This window comes from Streptomyces sp. NPDC041814 (assembly GCF_055590565.1).
This window is the reverse complement of sequence record NZ_JBVJAM010000010.1, coordinates 294,990-310,585: the sequence shown is the minus strand read 5'-3', so window position 1 is coordinate 310,585 and position 15,596 is coordinate 294,990. Positions and strand designations below refer to the sequence as shown.

The 15,596-nt window shown below is 73.5% G+C and carries 15 protein-coding genes; 7 read left to right on the top strand and 8 right to left on the bottom strand.

Going from position 1 to position 15,596, the window contains the following annotated elements:
- Positions 1 to 4: 4 nt before the first annotated feature.
- Complete coding sequence (locus tag ACZ6C6_RS25620) at positions 5 to 1,282, bottom strand: MFS transporter (RefSeq protein WP_469205669.1); 1,278 nt, start codon at positions 1,280 to 1,282, stop codon at positions 5 to 7.
- A gap of 103 nt (positions 1,283 to 1,385) precedes the next feature.
- On the opposite strand from ACZ6C6_RS25620, the gene ACZ6C6_RS25615 reads away from it, so the two are divergent.
- On the top strand, positions 1,386 to 2,378 hold the full coding sequence (locus ACZ6C6_RS25615; protein ID WP_469205667.1) for a GlxA family transcriptional regulator: 993 nt from the start codon (positions 1,386 to 1,388) through the stop codon (positions 2,376 to 2,378).
- Here ACZ6C6_RS25615 and ACZ6C6_RS25610 read toward each other — a convergent pair.
- The 3 genes from ACZ6C6_RS25610 to ACZ6C6_RS25600 all read right to left on the bottom strand — a co-directional run bounded on the left by ACZ6C6_RS25610 (position 2,375) and on the right by ACZ6C6_RS25600 (position 4,216).
- Positions 2,375 to 2,842, bottom strand: coding sequence for an ATP-binding protein (locus ACZ6C6_RS25610; RefSeq protein WP_469205665.1), 468 nt, complete (start codon positions 2,840 to 2,842; stop codon positions 2,375 to 2,377). The genes ACZ6C6_RS25615 and ACZ6C6_RS25610 overlap by 4 nt on opposite strands.
- 384 nt (positions 2,843 to 3,226) lie before the next feature.
- On the bottom strand, positions 3,227 to 3,748 hold the full coding sequence (locus ACZ6C6_RS25605; RefSeq protein WP_469205662.1) for an EF-hand domain-containing protein: 522 nt from the start codon (positions 3,746 to 3,748) through the stop codon (positions 3,227 to 3,229).
- 93 nt (positions 3,749 to 3,841) lie between these two features.
- Positions 3,842 to 4,216 (bottom strand): STAS domain-containing protein, encoded by a 375-nt coding sequence (locus tag ACZ6C6_RS25600; RefSeq protein WP_469205661.1) that lies wholly within the window; start codon positions 4,214 to 4,216, stop codon positions 3,842 to 3,844.
- Between the two features lie 235 nt (positions 4,217 to 4,451).
- On the opposite strand from ACZ6C6_RS25600, the gene ACZ6C6_RS25595 reads away from it, so the two are divergent.
- Entirely contained in the window at positions 4,452 to 5,039 is a 588-nt protein-coding gene (locus ACZ6C6_RS25595) for an RNA polymerase sigma factor (protein ID WP_469205659.1), read from the top strand.
- Entirely contained in the window at positions 5,036 to 6,262 is a 1,227-nt protein-coding gene (locus tag ACZ6C6_RS25590; RefSeq protein WP_469205657.1) for a zf-HC2 domain-containing protein, read from the top strand. The genes ACZ6C6_RS25595 and ACZ6C6_RS25590 overlap by 4 nt, the downstream gene beginning before the upstream one ends.
- An 18-nt stretch (positions 6,263 to 6,280) precedes the next feature.
- On the opposite strand, the gene purU is transcribed toward ACZ6C6_RS25590, so the two are convergent.
- Both purU and ACZ6C6_RS25580 read right to left on the bottom strand, forming a co-directional pair.
- Complete coding sequence (gene purU / locus ACZ6C6_RS25585) at positions 6,281 to 7,150, bottom strand: formyltetrahydrofolate deformylase (protein WP_469205655.1); 870 nt, start codon at positions 7,148 to 7,150, stop codon at positions 6,281 to 6,283.
- A gap of 28 nt (positions 7,151 to 7,178) precedes the next feature.
- The gene (locus ACZ6C6_RS25580; RefSeq protein WP_469205738.1) at positions 7,179 to 7,625 is read right to left on the bottom strand and encodes an SCO4402 family protein; all 447 of its coding nucleotides are present in this window, start codon (positions 7,623 to 7,625) and stop codon (positions 7,179 to 7,181) included.
- 174 nt (positions 7,626 to 7,799) lie between these two features.
- Here ACZ6C6_RS25580 and ACZ6C6_RS25575 point away from each other — a divergent pair, with 174 nt between their 5' ends.
- On the top strand, positions 7,800 to 9,080 hold the full coding sequence (locus ACZ6C6_RS25575) for an ABC transporter substrate-binding protein (protein WP_469205654.1): 1,281 nt from the start codon (positions 7,800 to 7,802) through the stop codon (positions 9,078 to 9,080).
- A gap of 36 nt (positions 9,081 to 9,116) precedes the next feature.
- On the opposite strand, the gene ACZ6C6_RS25570 is transcribed toward ACZ6C6_RS25575, so the two are convergent.
- On the bottom strand, positions 9,117 to 10,505 hold the full coding sequence (locus ACZ6C6_RS25570) for a hypothetical protein (RefSeq protein ID WP_469205736.1): 1,389 nt from the start codon (positions 10,503 to 10,505) through the stop codon (positions 9,117 to 9,119).
- 220 nt (positions 10,506 to 10,725) lie between these two features.
- A complete protein-coding gene (locus ACZ6C6_RS25565; protein WP_469205652.1) occupies positions 10,726 to 12,108 on the bottom strand; it encodes a transcriptional regulator in 1,383 nt (460 codons plus the stop codon).
- Between the two features lie 291 nt (positions 12,109 to 12,399).
- On the opposite strand from ACZ6C6_RS25565, the gene ACZ6C6_RS25560 reads away from it, so the two are divergent.
- The 3 genes from ACZ6C6_RS25560 to ACZ6C6_RS25550 are packed head-to-tail and all read left to right on the top strand — an operon-like array spanning position 12,400 to position 15,590.
- Positions 12,400 to 13,080, top strand: a complete 681-nt coding sequence (locus tag ACZ6C6_RS25560; protein ID WP_469205650.1) for a bifunctional DNA primase/polymerase — start codon at positions 12,400 to 12,402, stop codon at positions 13,078 to 13,080.
- A gap of 51 nt (positions 13,081 to 13,131) precedes the next feature.
- Entirely contained in the window at positions 13,132 to 13,941 is an 810-nt protein-coding gene (locus ACZ6C6_RS25555) for an ABC transporter ATP-binding protein (RefSeq protein ID WP_469205648.1), read from the top strand.
- The gene (locus tag ACZ6C6_RS25550) at positions 13,938 to 15,590 is read left to right on the top strand and encodes a transporter (RefSeq protein WP_469205646.1); all 1,653 of its coding nucleotides are present in this window, start codon (positions 13,938 to 13,940) and stop codon (positions 15,588 to 15,590) included. Before ACZ6C6_RS25555 ends, ACZ6C6_RS25550 begins: the two co-directional genes overlap by 4 nt.
- Positions 15,591 to 15,596 lie beyond the last annotated feature (6 nt).

The window sequence follows — 15,596 nt, the reverse complement described above, 5'->3', positions numbered from 1 at the left end:
AGGCTCAGCCGATCCGTTCCAGCCGGCGGACCGGGCGGGCCGCGAGCAGCACGCCCACCGCCAGGACGTTGACCACCGCTCCCGCGAACAGCACCTCGGGCGCGCCCAGTTCGTCCGCGAGCGGGCCCGCCAGGGCGCGGCCCGCCGCCACCATCAGCAGCGATCCGGCCACGTCGTACGCGTGCAGGCGGTTCAGGGACTCGGGCGGTACGTGGGTCTGGACGGTGGTCGACCACATCACCAGCCAGAACGCGGAGGCCGCGCCCGCCACGAACTGGCCCGCGCCCAGGGCCGGTACGGACAGCCCGAGGCCCAGCACGACGAGGTTCGCGCAGACACCGGTGAGCGCGACGGCGCCCGCCGCGAGGGGGCGGCGGGGGCGCAGGCGCAGGGCGAGCAGGCCGCCGACGACACTGCCCGCGCCGTTGACCGCCATCATGGCGCCGTACGTCCCCGAGCCGTGCGCCTCGGTGACGCGGACGGCGGTGAGCGGGAGCATCGGGCCGAGCACGGCGAAGCCGTACACCGTCCAGACGGCGATCACCCCCCAGAGCCAGCTGCGCGCGGTGAATTCGCGCCAGCCGTCCACGAGTTCCGCGAGGAACGAGCCGCGCGGCGCCTCGTCCGAGGGGGCCGGGGCCAGCCGGAGCAGGAAGAGGCACGCCCCGGAGACCAGGAAGGTCGAGGCGTTGGCCGCGTAGACCGCGCCCGCGCTCGCCAGGCCGACGAGGACGCCCGCGAAGGCGGGGCCCGCCATGGTCATCAGCGCCTCGGAGACGCGCAGCACGGCGTTGGCGCGCTGCACGTCCGGGGCCACACGCGGCACGGTGGAGGCGACGCCCGGCTGGAACAGGGCCGCGCCGACACCGGCCACCGAGCTCAGCGCGTACACCGCCCAGAGCGGGGGGTTGCCGGTCGCGAAGGTCACGGCGAGCACGGAGGCACCGACGAGCCGGAGCGCGTCCGCGATGATCATCATGCGGCGCGGCGTGAACCGGTCCGCGAGGACCCCGCCGAAGAGGACGAACACGGCGAGCGGGCCCATCCAGCAGGCCAGCGCGTAACCGACCGAGGAGGCCGGGCGGCCCGCGCCGAGAAGCCCCGCGGTGAGGGCGACGGGGATCATGCCGTCACCGAAGACGGCGGCGGTGCGGGCGACGAAGAACAGCCTGAAGTTACGGTTCCAGAGCTGCCTGCCGGGCTCCTCGAACAGAGGCGGCAGAGGCGGGAGAGGGGACGGGCCGCCGAGGGCGGCCTGGGGGTCCGTGGCGGGAATGCGCACGGAGTCTGCTGACTTTTCCTTCACACCGATGACATGTATCAGCTTATGGTCTATACCAGCTAGGGGCTTTTCACGGGCCCCGGCCGGCCGAAGGGAGTCCGCTGTGCCGCACCGGGTCGTCGTCCTCGCCCTCGACGGGCTGCTCCCCTTCGAACTGGGCATCCCCCAGAGGATTTTCGGGCGCTCGCTCGGTTCCGAGCCGCTGAACCGGGGCCGGAAACTGTACGACGTCGTGACCTGCTCGACCCGGCCGCCCGGGCCCGTCCGCACGGACGCGGACTTCTCGATCGTCGTGGAGCACGGCCCCGAGGCCCTTGCCACGGCGGACACGGTCGTCATCCCGGCCAGTTACGAGCTGGGCCCCGTCTACACCGAAGGCCGGCTGACCGACGAACTGGCCGCCGCGTTCGCGTACATCCGGCCGGGCACCCGGATGGTGTCCATCTGCACCGGCAGCTACGTCCTGGCCGCCGCCGGGTATCTCGACGGGCGCCCCGCCACCACGCACTGGGCCTCCGCCGACCACTTCCAGCAACTCTTCCCCCACGTCCGGGTCGACCCGGACGTCCTGTTCATCGACGACGGGGACGTGCTGACCTCCGCCGGGGTGGCCGCCGGGATCGACCTCTGCCTGCACATGGTGCGGCGCGACCACGGGACCGCCGTGGCCAACGACGTCGCCCGGCGCACGGTCGTGCCGCCGCACCGGGACGGGGGGCAGGCGCAGTACATCCAGCGGCCCGTGCCGGAGACCCGTTTCGCCACGACGACGACCGCCCGGGCCTGGGCGCTGGCCCGGCTGGAGCGGCCGATCCTGCTGCGGGACATGGCCCGGCAGGAGTCGATGAGCGTACGGACGTTCACCCGGCGGTTCCGCGAGGAGGTCGGCGTCAGCCCCGTGCAGTGGCTGACCCAGCAGCGCGTGGAGCTGGCGCGGCGGCTCCTGGAGTCCACGGACCTGTCCATCGACCAGGTCGCCCGGGACGCGGGCTTCGGCACCTCCACCTCGCTGCGGCAGCACCTCCAGGCGGCGCTGGGCGTCTCGCCGACGGTGTACCGCCGCACGTTCCGCACGACGGCGGGAAAGAGCGCCTAGGGAACCGCGGGCTCGGCGCCGTGCGCGCCCGGCTGGAGCCGGCCCTGGACCAGCGGGACGCCGCGGTCCACCTCGCACCAGATCCGCTTGCCCGCGCCCTCCGGCTGCCAGCCCCATCGGTCGGCGAGGCCGTCGACCAGCTCCAGGCCGCGGCCACCGGTGTCCTCACCCCGCGCGTGCCGCTGCTGCGGCGGGCGGCAGCTGGCGTCGGCCACCTCGACGCGCACGGTCCCGGCGCCGCCCGGGGCGCCCGCCGGACCGAAGAGCATGCGCAGCACGGCCGGACAGCCGGTGTGCACGACCGCGTTGGTGACCAGCTCCGAGATGAGCAGGATGAGGGTCTCGGCCAGCGGCTCGTCGTCCCTGACGCCGGAACCGGCGAGCCGTGAGCGCGCCCATCTGCGGGCCCGTCCGACCTCCGCGGGGTCGGGCCCGACCTCCAACTGAACCTGAAGCACCTGCACCGCTCACACCATCCGAACCGGCGGACACATCGCCTCGCGCCTCCATGGGGTCACGGAACGTGATTCCCTTGCACGACAGCATGGTTGACGTACAGTCACCGCAACAAGCGCTTCGGGCATATTCCAGCGCGAAGGAGTACGCGTAGTGCATACTGTGCGACGCACATTGCGGAGAGTCGAACAGCACCTCATCCGGACCCGACGCGCCCCGCAGGCCGCGTCCGGACCGTCAGGTTCCAGAACGACTCCCATCCCACGGAGGGTACCCGAGCCGGGTGCCGACTCCACGCCGTGACGAATCAGGCGAAGGACACAAGCCGGTATCGGTGACCGACGGTCGCACTGCGTCACGCCCAGGGGCCGGATGCCCCTGGGCGTCCGCCACTAATCCGGTTCGATGACCGTCACGTACGAAGCCAGCGCGGCCACCGCGTCCTCCTCGACGACCCCGCCGTCCCGGTCCGTGTCCAGGCTCTGCGCGGCGAACGCCGCCGCGTCCGGGCTCGCGCCGAGGACCCTCAGGGCCCGCTCCACGGCCGGTACCGGCGCCCTGTCGCCGCCGGACGGCCCGGCCGCCACCGCGAGGGCCGCCCGCAGGAACGGGCGGGCGATCTCCGCGAACCGCTCCGGGTTGTCGCGCAGCCGCTTCACCGCCCCGCCCACGAATTCCTCACGGGTGACCCGCTGGTCCCCGTCCACGTCGGCGATGCCCGCCATGCCCTGCCAGAACGCCTCGGCGCCGCTGTAGAGCGCCTGGCCCTTGTCGCAGCGGGCCGTCGTACCGAACTCGGTGAGCAGACGGGCCGCGGCGGCGTTGAAATCCGCGCGATCGATGTATCCGTTGCCGTCCTGGTCGAAGGCGGCGAAGCGGAAGGCGATCTTGCGCTCATACTCTGCGCTGTCCATGCGGGGAGCGTACGACGCCTTCAGCCGTCACGTGTCACTTACGGGGCTCAGCCCTGTGACAGCTCCGCACGAGCCGGTGCGGCGACGGCAGATTCAGGCCGTCATCGGCTCGGCCTTCTCGTCCACGGCCGCGTCCCAGTCCGGGAAGACATCGAACAAGCGGCGCACGCCGAGGGCGGCGAGCACGCGGTTGACGTGGGAGCCCTCCTCGGCGCCCCGGGCGGGCAGGATCAGGCGCAGCCGTCCGCCGCAGGACCGCATCAGGCGGCGCAGGGCGATGAGCACCCCGACGCCGCTGGAATCGCAGAACTGGACGCCGGACAGGTCGAGCACCACGTCGTGGCGCCCCACGGCCACCACCTCGTGGACGGACTGGCGGACGATGGCCGAAGTCAGCAGGTCCAGTTCGCCGCCTATGTGCAGCACGGTCCATCCGCCCCGCTCGGTCTCCGAGACTTTCAGGGTCACGCGACTGGGCCTCTCGTTCCGGGGATTCCGGGCAGCCCGGTGATCCGGAAGTTTGCGTTCCTCCCTGGCGGCTGCCCCCGTACGTCCCTCGCGAAACACCCGTCTCGCAAAGACGGCGTGTTCCCAGGACGTACTTGTCGTAAAGGGGCGTGCTTCTGGGGAGGTGGGGACTACATTCGGACAGGACGAGTGGGACAGGGACGCACAGGTCCGACGGCGGAGGACTGGGGGGCAGATGGCCGAAAACGCACCACCCCGCTGGGACCGCAGGATGCAGCAGCGGCTGTCGCGCGGCGAGGCCGCCGCCCTCGGCGAGATGTACGACCGGTTCGCCGCCCTCGTCCACAGCCAGGCCAACCGGATGCTGGACGACGAGGACGCCGCCGACGTGGTCACCCGCGAGGTCTTCGCCTACGTCTGGGAGAACCCGGACATGTACGACCCGAAGCAGGGCTCCATGCGGGCCTGGCTGGCCTTCCTCACGCACCGCGAGTCCGTGCGGCGGCTGCGCGACGCGGCGTATGCCGAGGACGCCCGGGACCCTCACGGCCCCGGTGGTCCGGACGCCCTGGAGGAGCGGGTCCGCCGGGCCACCGCCGCGGCCCGGGCCGACTACATCGTCGCCTCGATGCCGGCGCCGCTGCGGGCCGCCCTGGAGCTGGCGTACGTACAGCGCCGCGACTACCGGCAGGCCGCGGCGGACCTCGGCGTCACGGAGGACGAGGCGCGCAGGCGGCTGCGGCTCGGGCTGCAGCTGCTGTCCACCGCCCGGACCCGGCCGGTGGAGGGCGCCCCGCCGCCCGGTTACGGGAGGACGCTGTGAGCGGCGGCGCGGGCGGCGACCGGGACGAGGAGGGCCGCGACGAGGTGCGCGGCGCCCGGCGCATACCGGGACCCAGGCCCGCCGCTGACGACTTCGGGGACCTGGAACGGGTGCCGCCGCCCGCCCCGGTCCTCCCGCACCGGGTGCTTCAGGCCCTCCTGGGCGCCTGGGCGCTCGCCGCGTGCTCCGCCGAGGAGACCGAGGCCGTCGAGGCGCACCTGACCGGATGCGGGCCCTGTTCCGACGAGGCGCTGCGGCTGCGGGACGCGGTCGGGCTGCTGCACACCGACCGGAGCCTGGATCTCGATCCGCTGCTGCGGTCCCGGGTGCTGGAGAGCTGCCTGAACCGGCGCCCCGCGAAGGTCCCGGTGCCGGACTGGGCCGCCCCGTACGACGCGGAGACGGCGCGGCTCGACGCGCTGCTGCGGGACATCGGCACCGCCGAGTGGCACGCCCCGGTGCGGCTGAAGTGGTTCGAGGACGAGCGGCAGGCGGACCGCCGGACCACCGTCGCCGGGGTGATCGGGCACCTGATGAGCGTGGACGGCCTGGTGGGCGCGGCCCTCGGCCTGGACGACCCGCTCCCCGGCGCCCCGCTCACGCCGACCGCGCGGACCGAGGCGTACTGGACGTCCGCCCGGCGCCCGCTCACCCGCGCGGTGCGTGAGCCGTGGCGCGAGCAGAGCCGCACGCTGCTCAGGACCGTCTCGTTCGCGCGGCGCGGGGCCGCGGAGCTGTCCGTGCCGTACGGGGACCTCGCGCTGCCGTTGCGGGACGCGATGCTCGACCGGGCCTTCGAGTGCTGGGTGCACGCGTGGGACATCGCGAAGGCGGTGGACTACCCGTACGAGCCGCCGTCCGCCGGGCATCTGCACCGGATGATCGACCTCGCGGTCCGGCTGCTGCCGGGGGCGCTGGCGCTGCGGCGCCGGACGGGGCTCGCGGGGCCGGCCGGGCGGCTGGTGTCGGCCGGGTCCCCGGGGCGCTCGCTGCACCTGGAGATCGAGGGCTCGGGCGGCGGCGACTGGTACGTCTCGCTGGACTCCCCCGCCGCCCTCGGGTCCGCCGAGCACACGGTGGCGCAGGTCGCGCTGGACGGCGTGGAGTTCTGCCGGCTGGTGGCGGGGCACGTGCCGCCCGTCGAGGCGGCGGCCGGGCAGCGCGGGGACCGCGAGGCGATCAGCGACGTGCTGTCCGCGGCCGCCTCGCTCAGCCGCCTGTAGCCCCGCCCGGGGAGCCCCTCAGTCGAAGACGACCGTGCGGCGGCCGTTGAGCAGGATGCGGCGTTCCGCGTGCCACTTCACCGCGCGGGCCAGCGCCTGGCACTCGACGTCGCGGCCGATGGCGACGAGCTGGTCGGGGGTGACGCCGTGGCCGACGCGCTCGACCTCCTGCTCGATGATCGGCCCCTCGTCCAGGTCGGCGGTGACGTAGTGGGCGGTGGCGCCGATGAGCTTCACGCCGCGCGCGTGCGCCTGGTGGTAGGGCTTGGCGCCCTTGAAGCTCGGCAGGAACGAGTGGTGGATGTTGATGATCCGGCCGCTGAGCTGCTTGCACAGGTCGTCCGAGAGGACCTGCATGTAGCGGGCCAGGACGACCAGCTCGACGTTCTCCTCGCGGACCAGGTCCAGCAGCTCAGCCTCGGCCTGCGGCTTGTTGTCGCGGGTCACCGGGATGTGCCGGAAGGGCACGTCGTACGAGGCGACGAGCTCGGCGAAGTCCGGGTGGTTGGAGACGACGGCGGCGATCTCGACCGGCAGGGCGCCGATCCGGGACCGGAAGAGCAGGTCGTTGAGGCAGTGGCCGAAGCGGCTGACCATGAGCACGATCCGCATGCGCTCCGAGGCGCGGTGGATCTGCCAGTCCATGGCGAAGGAGTCGCCGATCGCGGCGAAGCTGGCCCGCAGCTTGTCGACGGTGACCGGAGTGCCCGCCGAGAAGTGGACGCGCATGAAGAACAGACCGGTGTCGTGGTCCCCGAACTGCTGGCTGTCCTCGATGTTGCAGCCGGTCATGAAGAGGTAGCTCGACACGGCGTGCACGATGCCCTGTTTGTCGGGGCAGGACAGCGTGAGGACGTACTGGTCGGGGGCAGGCTGCGGCGCGGTCATCCCCGTAGCGTGCCACACCGGGCGTGGATCAGGCGGACCTGGTCAGAATGCGGAGGACGTCCAGGGAGCGCGGCGGGGTGTCGGGGTCCTCGCCGTCGTTGGCGGCCAGCAGCACGTGCGCCTCGCGGGCGGCCGCGACGGCCTCCGGCCAGCCGGGGTGCTCCAGGTAGACGGAGACCGGGGCGTCCGCTCCGACCTGGTGCAGGATGCGCAGCACCCGGAGTACGGCGGCGTCCACCAGGGCGGCCTCGGTGGCGTCCCGGAATATCGTGCCGACGTACTTCTCGGCGGACCAGTTGTCTAGCCAGGTGTCCTCGACCAGGCGGTACACGGCGTCGGTGACGTCGCCGTACCCCTCGCGGCCGGCCAGCCAGCAGTCGCGGTGGAAGACGGGGTCGGAGAGCATGTGCAGCGCCGAGCGCACGTTGCTGCGCCAGCGCCACCAGGGAAGGTCATTGAGCGGCATGCCGCCCATGGTGGAGGAGCGACGGGCGCGACGGGAAGAGTTCTCGGAACCTTGCTGCACGGTTGTCGATCGTACGTTCCCTTTTCGGCGGTCCCGACCGGCCCCTGGCGTTCACGGTGACGTCACCCCCCGTTGACGAGGGCACACCACGGCGTTACCCGGGGCGGGGAAAGGTCTCGGTCCATGACCGGACGGCGACGCCCCCTTCCTTCCCGCCCCTTCGGATTGCTCACCGGCGCGGTGGCGGCCGGGGCCCTGCTGCTGTCCGGCTGCGGCGCGCTCCCTGGGGGTTCGGGGGACTCCAGGGGGCCCGTCACCGTGGTGACCTGGGCGCCCGGCGGCGGCTCGGGACCGGACGCCGAGAACATGGCCGGGATGACCGCCATGGCACAGGCGTACGGGCGCTGGATCAACGCGCACGGCGGGATCGACGGGCGCGAGCTGCGCGTCGTCACCTGTGACGAACAGGACGCCTGGACCGGGGCGGGGAACTGCGCCCGCAAGGCCGTCGAGGAGAAGGCGGTCGCGGTCGTCGGCTCTTACAGCCGGCACGGGCGGGCGTTCCTGGCCCCGCTGGAGGTCGCCGGGATCCCGTACATCGGCGGTTACGGGGCCTCCGAGGAGGAGTTCCGCAGCTACGCGTCCTACCCGGTGACCGGGGGCCAGTCCGCGCTGCTCGCCGGGACCGCCGAGCAGCTGGCGCACGACTGCGACCGGGTCTCGCTGGTGCGCCCGGACACCCTGTCCGGCGACAGCCAGGCGTGGCTGCTGCGCACCGGCCTCAAGGAGGCCGGGCGGCCCGCGCCGCTCGACATACCGGCCGCCGAGGGCGTCACCTCGTACGACGCGGAAGCGGAACGCGCGCTGTCCGGCGCGGGCACGACCGGCGGGTGCGTGACGTCCGTGCTGGGCGACCGCACGGAGACCTTCTTCGACTCGTTCCGGCGGCTGGAACCGGAGGACACCGCGGTGCGCGTGGCATCCGTGCTCGGCAGCGTGGAACAGCCGCTCATCGACCGCACCGGCGGGCGGGACAGCCCGTTCGAGGGGGCATACGTCACCGGCTGGTACCCGCCGCCGGGCGATGCCAGGTGGAACGCGATGCGGAAGGTGATCCGCGAGTACGCCTTCGGCGACAACCGGATCGACCCGGACGACACGGGCGTGCAGACCACCTGGATCGCGTACACCGCGCTGAAGTCGGTCATCGAGTCGATGCACGGGTCCGGGATCACCGCGGCGAAGCTCACCCGCGCCCTCGGCCAGGGCGCGCGGGCCGACACGGGGGGCCTCACGCCTCCGCTGCGCTGGCGCTACGAGGACATGATCGGCTCGCGGTCCTACCCGCGCGTCGTCAACAGCGAGGTGACGTTCCAGGTGGTGCGCGACGGGCGGCTGGTCGCGGCCCGGAAGGACTTCGTGGACGTCACGGAGACCATGGCGGAGGCCAGCGCGACCCGCTGAACCGGCGCGGGCGCACCGGTTCAGCGGCCCGGGGGATCAGAGCGCGGTCGCCTGGCGCTTCGTCAGGCCGTACTTCTCGGCGATCTTGTTCCACAGGGCGGCCGCCTGCCGCTTCGCGTTGCTGGCCTCGCCGCTCTTCACGGTCGCCTGCTGGGTGTGCGAGGTGGTCTTCGCGTGGCCGTGCTTGCAGACCTTCTTGCTCTTGGCCTGCGCCGCCCAGGCCGCGTAGTGGTCGTCGGCGGACGCGGACGCCTGCCACGCCCGGGTGAGCTCGGCGGTCAGCCGCTCGTGGTCCGGCAGCTTGTCGACCGAGAGCGCCTGGAGCCGGGTGACCAGGTCGCGGCGCTGCTTGGCGGCGCCCTTGAGGTCGGAGACGGCCGTGTCCAGGTCGGTGCAGGACTTGGTCTTCTCGACCGCGCCGATCACCGCGGCGCGGCTGTTGTTGCTGTCCGCGAGGAGCTTGTCCAGCTCCTCGGCCTGCGGCTTCCCCGGGTCGGCGGCGGGCTCTTCCTTCTCCTTGGACGGGCCACCGGCGGCGGGTGAACTCGCGGACGCCACCGGCTGCTTGCTGTCCTTGTCGTCATCGTCGCCGCCGCTCATCAGCGCGCCGGCGCCGAGCCCGATCACCGCGCAGCCGATGACGACGGCCGCGATCAGCGGCACCGCGCCGGACTTCTTGCGCCGCCCGCCGTCGCCCTCGTCGGGCCCCGGCCCGTCCTGGGGGCCGCTGTAGGGGGGCGGCTGCTGGAAGCCCTGCTGCGGCGGCGGGCCCGCCTGGTACGGGGGCTGCTGCGGGCGCTGCTGGTACGGGGGCTGCTGGGCCGGGTCGAACCGGGGCATCTGCTGCGTCGCGCCCTCGGGGGCGTCGCTGCGGAAGAGGTTGTCGAACTCGGCGGGCGGCTGCCGCTCGCCGGGCGCCCCGGGCCGGATGCCGTACGGGGCGCCGCCGGGCACCGGGGGTATGTACTGCGTCGCCTCGGCGTCCCCGCCGCCCTGGGGGGCCTGTGCGGCGCGGCCCAGGAACTGCGTGGACTCCGCGGGGCTCTCCGGCGGCAGCCCGCCGGGGACGGGGCCGCCGGGTATCGGCGCGATGTACTGCGTGGCGTCGGCGTCCCCGCCCGGAGCCGCGCCGGGCCCGGCCTCGGGCGGCAGCGGCTGCGCGTAGGGCTGGGGCTGCGCGGGCGGCAGGGGCGCGACGCCCTGGTTCCCGCCGTACGCGTCCTGTCCGTACCCGCCGGGCTGCTGCCGGTACGGCTCCTGCTGCGGCGGGTACGACGGCTGTGACTGCTGCTGCGGCTGCCCGTACGCGTCCTGTCCTCCGTGCTGCGGGCCCCACGTCTGCCCCCACGGCTGACCGCCGGCCGGGGCCGCCTGGTCCGCCGCTCTCCCCGGCGTCCAGGGCTCTCCGCCGTCCGAGGGCAGCACGACACCCTCGTGCGCGGGTCGTACAGCAGGGTTCTGCTGCTCGTCGCCCTGTCCGCTCTGTGTCACCGGGACTCCTACGTGCGTGTCAACTATGGAATCGTCGGCTCACGCTATCGGGTGGCAGCCACAGTGTGCCAAGCGCCCGCAGTCTGCAGCCCGCCCGTGACACACGGTGTAACACCGCGGCCTCTCAAGACGCAGTGAGGGTCTTTCGTCCGGATCAGGCCGCCTGGAGCTCAAGCCGCGCCCCGAACTCCCGTACCGCGGGCTCGTCCCCGTACGGCAGCAGGCGCTGCTGGAGGTCCTCCAGATACTCCGCGCCCCGGGTCGAGCGCACCGTGCCCAGCAGTTCCATCGCCCGGGTCCCCGTGTGGCACGCCTGCTCGACCTCCCGGAGCTGGACCTGGGCCGTGGCCAGCAGCGCGAGGCCGATGCCCCGGCGCCGGGCACGGGACTCCGGGTGGCCGTCCAGGGACTCCTTCGCCCGGCGCGCGGCGGCCTCCGCCTGCCCCAGGTCCCGGTGGCAGTGCGCGAGTTCGTCCGCGAGGTAGGCGTGGTCGAAGTGGGCGATCCAGTCCGGGTCGTCCCCGCTGTCCGGCTCGGCCATTTCCAGGGCGGCCTCGGCCCGGCCCGCGATCTCCAGGCAGGCGCGGGCGTCCCCGAGCAGGGCGTGGCCGCGCGCCTCCGCCGCGTAGAACATCGCCTCCGCGCGCGGAGTGACCCGGCCGCGCGCGCCCTCCTGCGCGGCGCGCGCCAACTGGGCGATCTCGCGCGGGTTGCCGAGCTGGGCGGCGAGGTGGCTCATCGAGGCGGCCAGGACATAGCCGCCGTAGGCGCGGTCGCCCGCCGCCTGCGCGAGGCGCAGGGCCTGGATGTAGTAGCGCTGGGCCAGGCCCGGCTGGCCCGTGTCGATCGCCATGTAACCGGCGAGTTCGGTGAGCCGGGAGACCGCGGCGAATAGCTGACGGCCCGTCGATTCGCGGTACGCCCCCGAAAGCAGGCCGGAGACCACGCTGTTGAGGTAGTGCACGAGGACCGGACGCACATGGCCGCTGCCGAAGCGGTGGTCGAGGTCGACCAGCGCGGCGGTCGTCGCCCGCACCGCCTCCACATCGGACATCCCGACCCGGGACCCGGCGGCCCGCGCGACCTGGGGGTCGGCGCCGGTGATCAGCCAGTCGCGGCTGGGCTCCACGAGCGCGGACGAGGCGACCGTGGAGCCGGTGAGGAAGTCGCGGCGGCCGACATCGCTGCGCCAGAGCTCGCAGACCTGCTCGATCGCCCCGATCACCGTCGGCGCGAACTGGAGGCCGACGCCCGAGGCGAGGTTCTTGCCGTTGGCCATGCCGATCTCGTCGATCGTGACCGTACGGCCGAGCTTGCGGCCCAGCGCCTCGGCGATGGTGCCCGGCGCCCGGCCACGCGGCTGCTGGCCGCGCAGCCAGCGGGCCACGGAGGTCTTGTCGTAGCGGAGGTCGAGGCCGCGTTCGGCGCCGACCATGTTGACCCGGCGGGCCAGGCCCGCGTTGGAGCATCCGGCTTCCTGGATGAGCGACTGGAGCCGTTCGTTCGGCTGCCGTGCGACGAGTGGCCTGGCTGCCATGCGTATCCCCCTGAGGCCGCAGTGATAGGTGGCGGGATCACTGCCCGGCATATGTCCGAGAAATGCGCCCATTCATCGTGTTGGTCACTTTCTGCGCGACTTACCTCATTCGTCACGGCCGGTCACTAAAATGCCGCGCCGGACCGCACCTGCCGGACGTCCCGTAACCAGCTACCCGCCCAGGGCCCGTGCCTCTCCCACGCGCCCCCGCCCGTGCACCCGTGCGCCCCGTGTGCGGAACCGCGCCGCGGGCGGCCGTAACTCTTCGTGAAGCCCGTAGTTGAGCTGGACGTGAAAGAGCCCATCGGAGTCAAGGAAGCGGAGCGGGTCCCCCGGCAGCGCGTGGAGCAGCTGCTCGACGCCGCCGTGCGGTACACGGAGGAGAGGCACTGGGACGTGTGCCCGGGCACGTGGCTGGAGCCGTCCGACGGCGGCCGCCGCTGCTCGTGCGGCGAGGAGTCGTGCGCCGCGCCCGGCGCCCACCCCGCCGGGGACGGCTGGGCGGACGGGGCCACCGGCAGCGGCGCGGCGGCCCGCCGGATGTGGACCCGGCAGCCCGGGGCGGCGGTGCTGCTGCCCACCGGGCGCGCGTTCGACGCGGTGGACGTGCCGGAGTCGGCGGGCTTCCTGGCGCTCGCCCGGATGGACCGGATGAGCCTGCCGCTCGGCCCGGTGACCCGCACCCCGGACCGCCGCATGCAGTTCTTCGTGCTGCCCGGCGCCGCCGCGAAGGCGGAGGACCTGGTCCGCCGGGCCGGGTGGAACGCCGCGTCGATCGGCCTGCGCGGCGTCGGCGAGGGCGGTTACGTCGTCGCGCCCCCGACCCGGGTCGGCGGGGCCGGAGCGGTGCAGTGGGCCCGCTCCCCCACGACCGCCAACCGCTGGCTGCCCGAGGTCGAGGAGCTGATCGGCCCGCTCGCGTACGCCTGCGGGCGGGCGGCGGCCGACGCGCGCCGGGCACGCCTTTCGTAGGGTGGTCCCCGAGGTACGACAGTACGTACGGGGACTTCGAAAGGCGCGCACATGGCGGACCGGACGGAACTCGGGGGAACGCGGCAGGCCGGGACGCCGCCCGCGGTGCGCGTGCAGGGGCTGTGGAAGCGGTTCGGCGAGCAGACCGCGGTCGCGGGGATCGATCTGGAGCTGCCCGCGGGCAAGTTCATCGGCCTGGTGGGGCCCAACGGGGCGGGGAAGACCACCACGCTCTCGATGGTCACCGGTCTCCTCCGGCCCGACCAGGGGCGGATCGAGATCGGCGGGCGCGACGTCTGGGGCGACCCGGTCGAGGTGAAGTCCCAGATCGGCGTGCTGCCCGAGGGGCTGCGCCTCTTCGAGCGGCTGTCCGGCCGCGAACTCCTCGCCTACACGGGCCGGTTGCGCGGGCTGCCGGGGCACGAGGTGGACAGCAGGGCCACCCAGCTGCTGGACGTGCTGGACCTGGCGGGCTCCCAGCACAAGCTGGTCATCGACTACTCGACCGGGATGCGCAAGAAGATCGGGCTCGCCGCCGCCCTGCTGCACAACCCCGAAGTGCTGTTCCTGGACGAGCCGTTCGAGGGCGTCGACCCCGTCTCGGCGCAGACCATCCGCAAGGTGCTTGAGCGCTATACGCGTTCGGGCGCGACCGTCGTCTTCTCCAGCCATGTGATGGAGCTGGTCGAGTCGCTGTGCGACTGGGTGGCCGTCATGGCGGCGGGCACCATCCGCGCCCACGGCCCGCTGGCCAAGGTGCGCGGCGAGGCGTCCTCCCTCCAGAACGCGTTCCTGGAACTGGTCGGCGCGGGCGACCGCGACACCGGGGAGACCCTGGACTGGCTGGGCGGCGACCGATGAGCGTGCTCGACGCCCCCGCGGGCAGCGGCCCCCGGACCGGGGCCACGACCGGTGCGTCCGCGCTGATTCCCGTATTCGCCCGGCTCAAGCTGGCCCTGCTCCGCAACGGGCTGCGCCAGTCCAGCGGGCGCAAGGCCGTCTACCTGATCTCGGTCGTGGGCGCCCTGCTGGCCGCGGCCGTGCTGCTGCTGGGGCTCGTCCTGCTGCGCGGCCACGACCACGCGGACTCGCTGGTGGTGCTGCTCGCCGGGGTCCTGGCCCTCGGCTGGGCGGTGATGCCGCTGTTCTTCTCGGCCGGGGACGAGACCCTGGACCCGACCCGGCTGGTGATGCTGCCGCTGCGGCCCCGGCCGCTGATCGTCGCGCTGCTGGTCTCCTCGCTGATCGGGCTCGGCCCGCTGTTCACGCTGTGCCTGGCGGCCGGTTCGGTGGCGGCGCTGGCCGAGGGGGCGGGCGCGGTGGTCTTCGCGGTGCTCGCCGTGCCGCTGACCCTGCTGGTCTGCGTGGCCCTGGCCCGCGCGGTCGCCGCCGCCAACACCCGGCTGCTGACCTCCCGCAAGGGCCGGGACCTGGCGGTCCTCAGCGGCCTGCTGATCGCGGTGGGCATCCAGGTCGTCAACTTCGGCGCCCAGCGCCTGGGCCGGACCGGCGGGCTCGCCCCGCTCGACCCGGCAGCGGACGTGGTGCGCTGGCTGCCGCCCGCCTCGGCCGTGGGGTCCGTGGACTCGGCCGCCGAGGGGGCGTACGGGCGGGCCGTCGTCCAGCTGCTGATCGCGGCGGCCGCGCTGGTGGTGCTGCTGTGGCTGTGGCAGCGCAGCCTGACGAAGCTGATGACCGCGCCGGACGGTTCCACGACCGCCGCCGCCGGGCCGGACCGCGAGAGGTCGGGCAGGATCGGCGCGGGCCTGTGGGCCCTGCTCCCCGAGGACCGCACCGGCACGGTGATGCAGCGGGCCCTGCGGTACATGGCACGGGACCCGAAGACCAAGGCCGCCTGGGTGACCGCGCTGGCGATCGGGCTGATCGTCCCGCTGATCAACGCGCTCCAGGGCCAGGGCACGGTCTACTTCGCCTGCTTCGCCGCCGGGATGCTCGGCATGCAGATGTACAACCAGTTCGGGCAGGACACCTCCGCGTTCTGGATGGTCGCCCAGACGATCTCCTCGGCCCGGGACGCGTACCTCGAACTGCGCGCCCGGGCACTGGCGCTGCTGCTGATCACCCTGCCGTACACGGTGCTCGTGGCGGTCGTGACGGCGGCGCTGCTCGGCGACTGGAAGCTGCTGCCGGGGGTGACCGGCCTGTCGTTCGCGCTGCTGGGCGCGATGCTGGCGGCGGGCGCGGTGGCCTCGGTGAGCTTCCCGTACTCGGTGCCGCAGGAGGGGGCGTTCAAGAACGTGGCACCGGGGCAGGCCGGGATCGCCTGGATCTCGATCCTCGGCGGCATGGTCGCGGCGGCGGTGCTGAGCGCCCCGGTGATCGCCCTGACGATCACCCTGCACGTCACGGACCGCACGGACTGGCTGTGGCTGCTGCTCCCGGTGGGAGCGGCGTACGGAGCACTGATCACCTGGGGCGGTCTGCGCCTGGCGGCCCCGCGCATGGCCATGCGGCTGCCGGAGATCCTGACGGCGGTCAGCAAGGGCTGAACACGC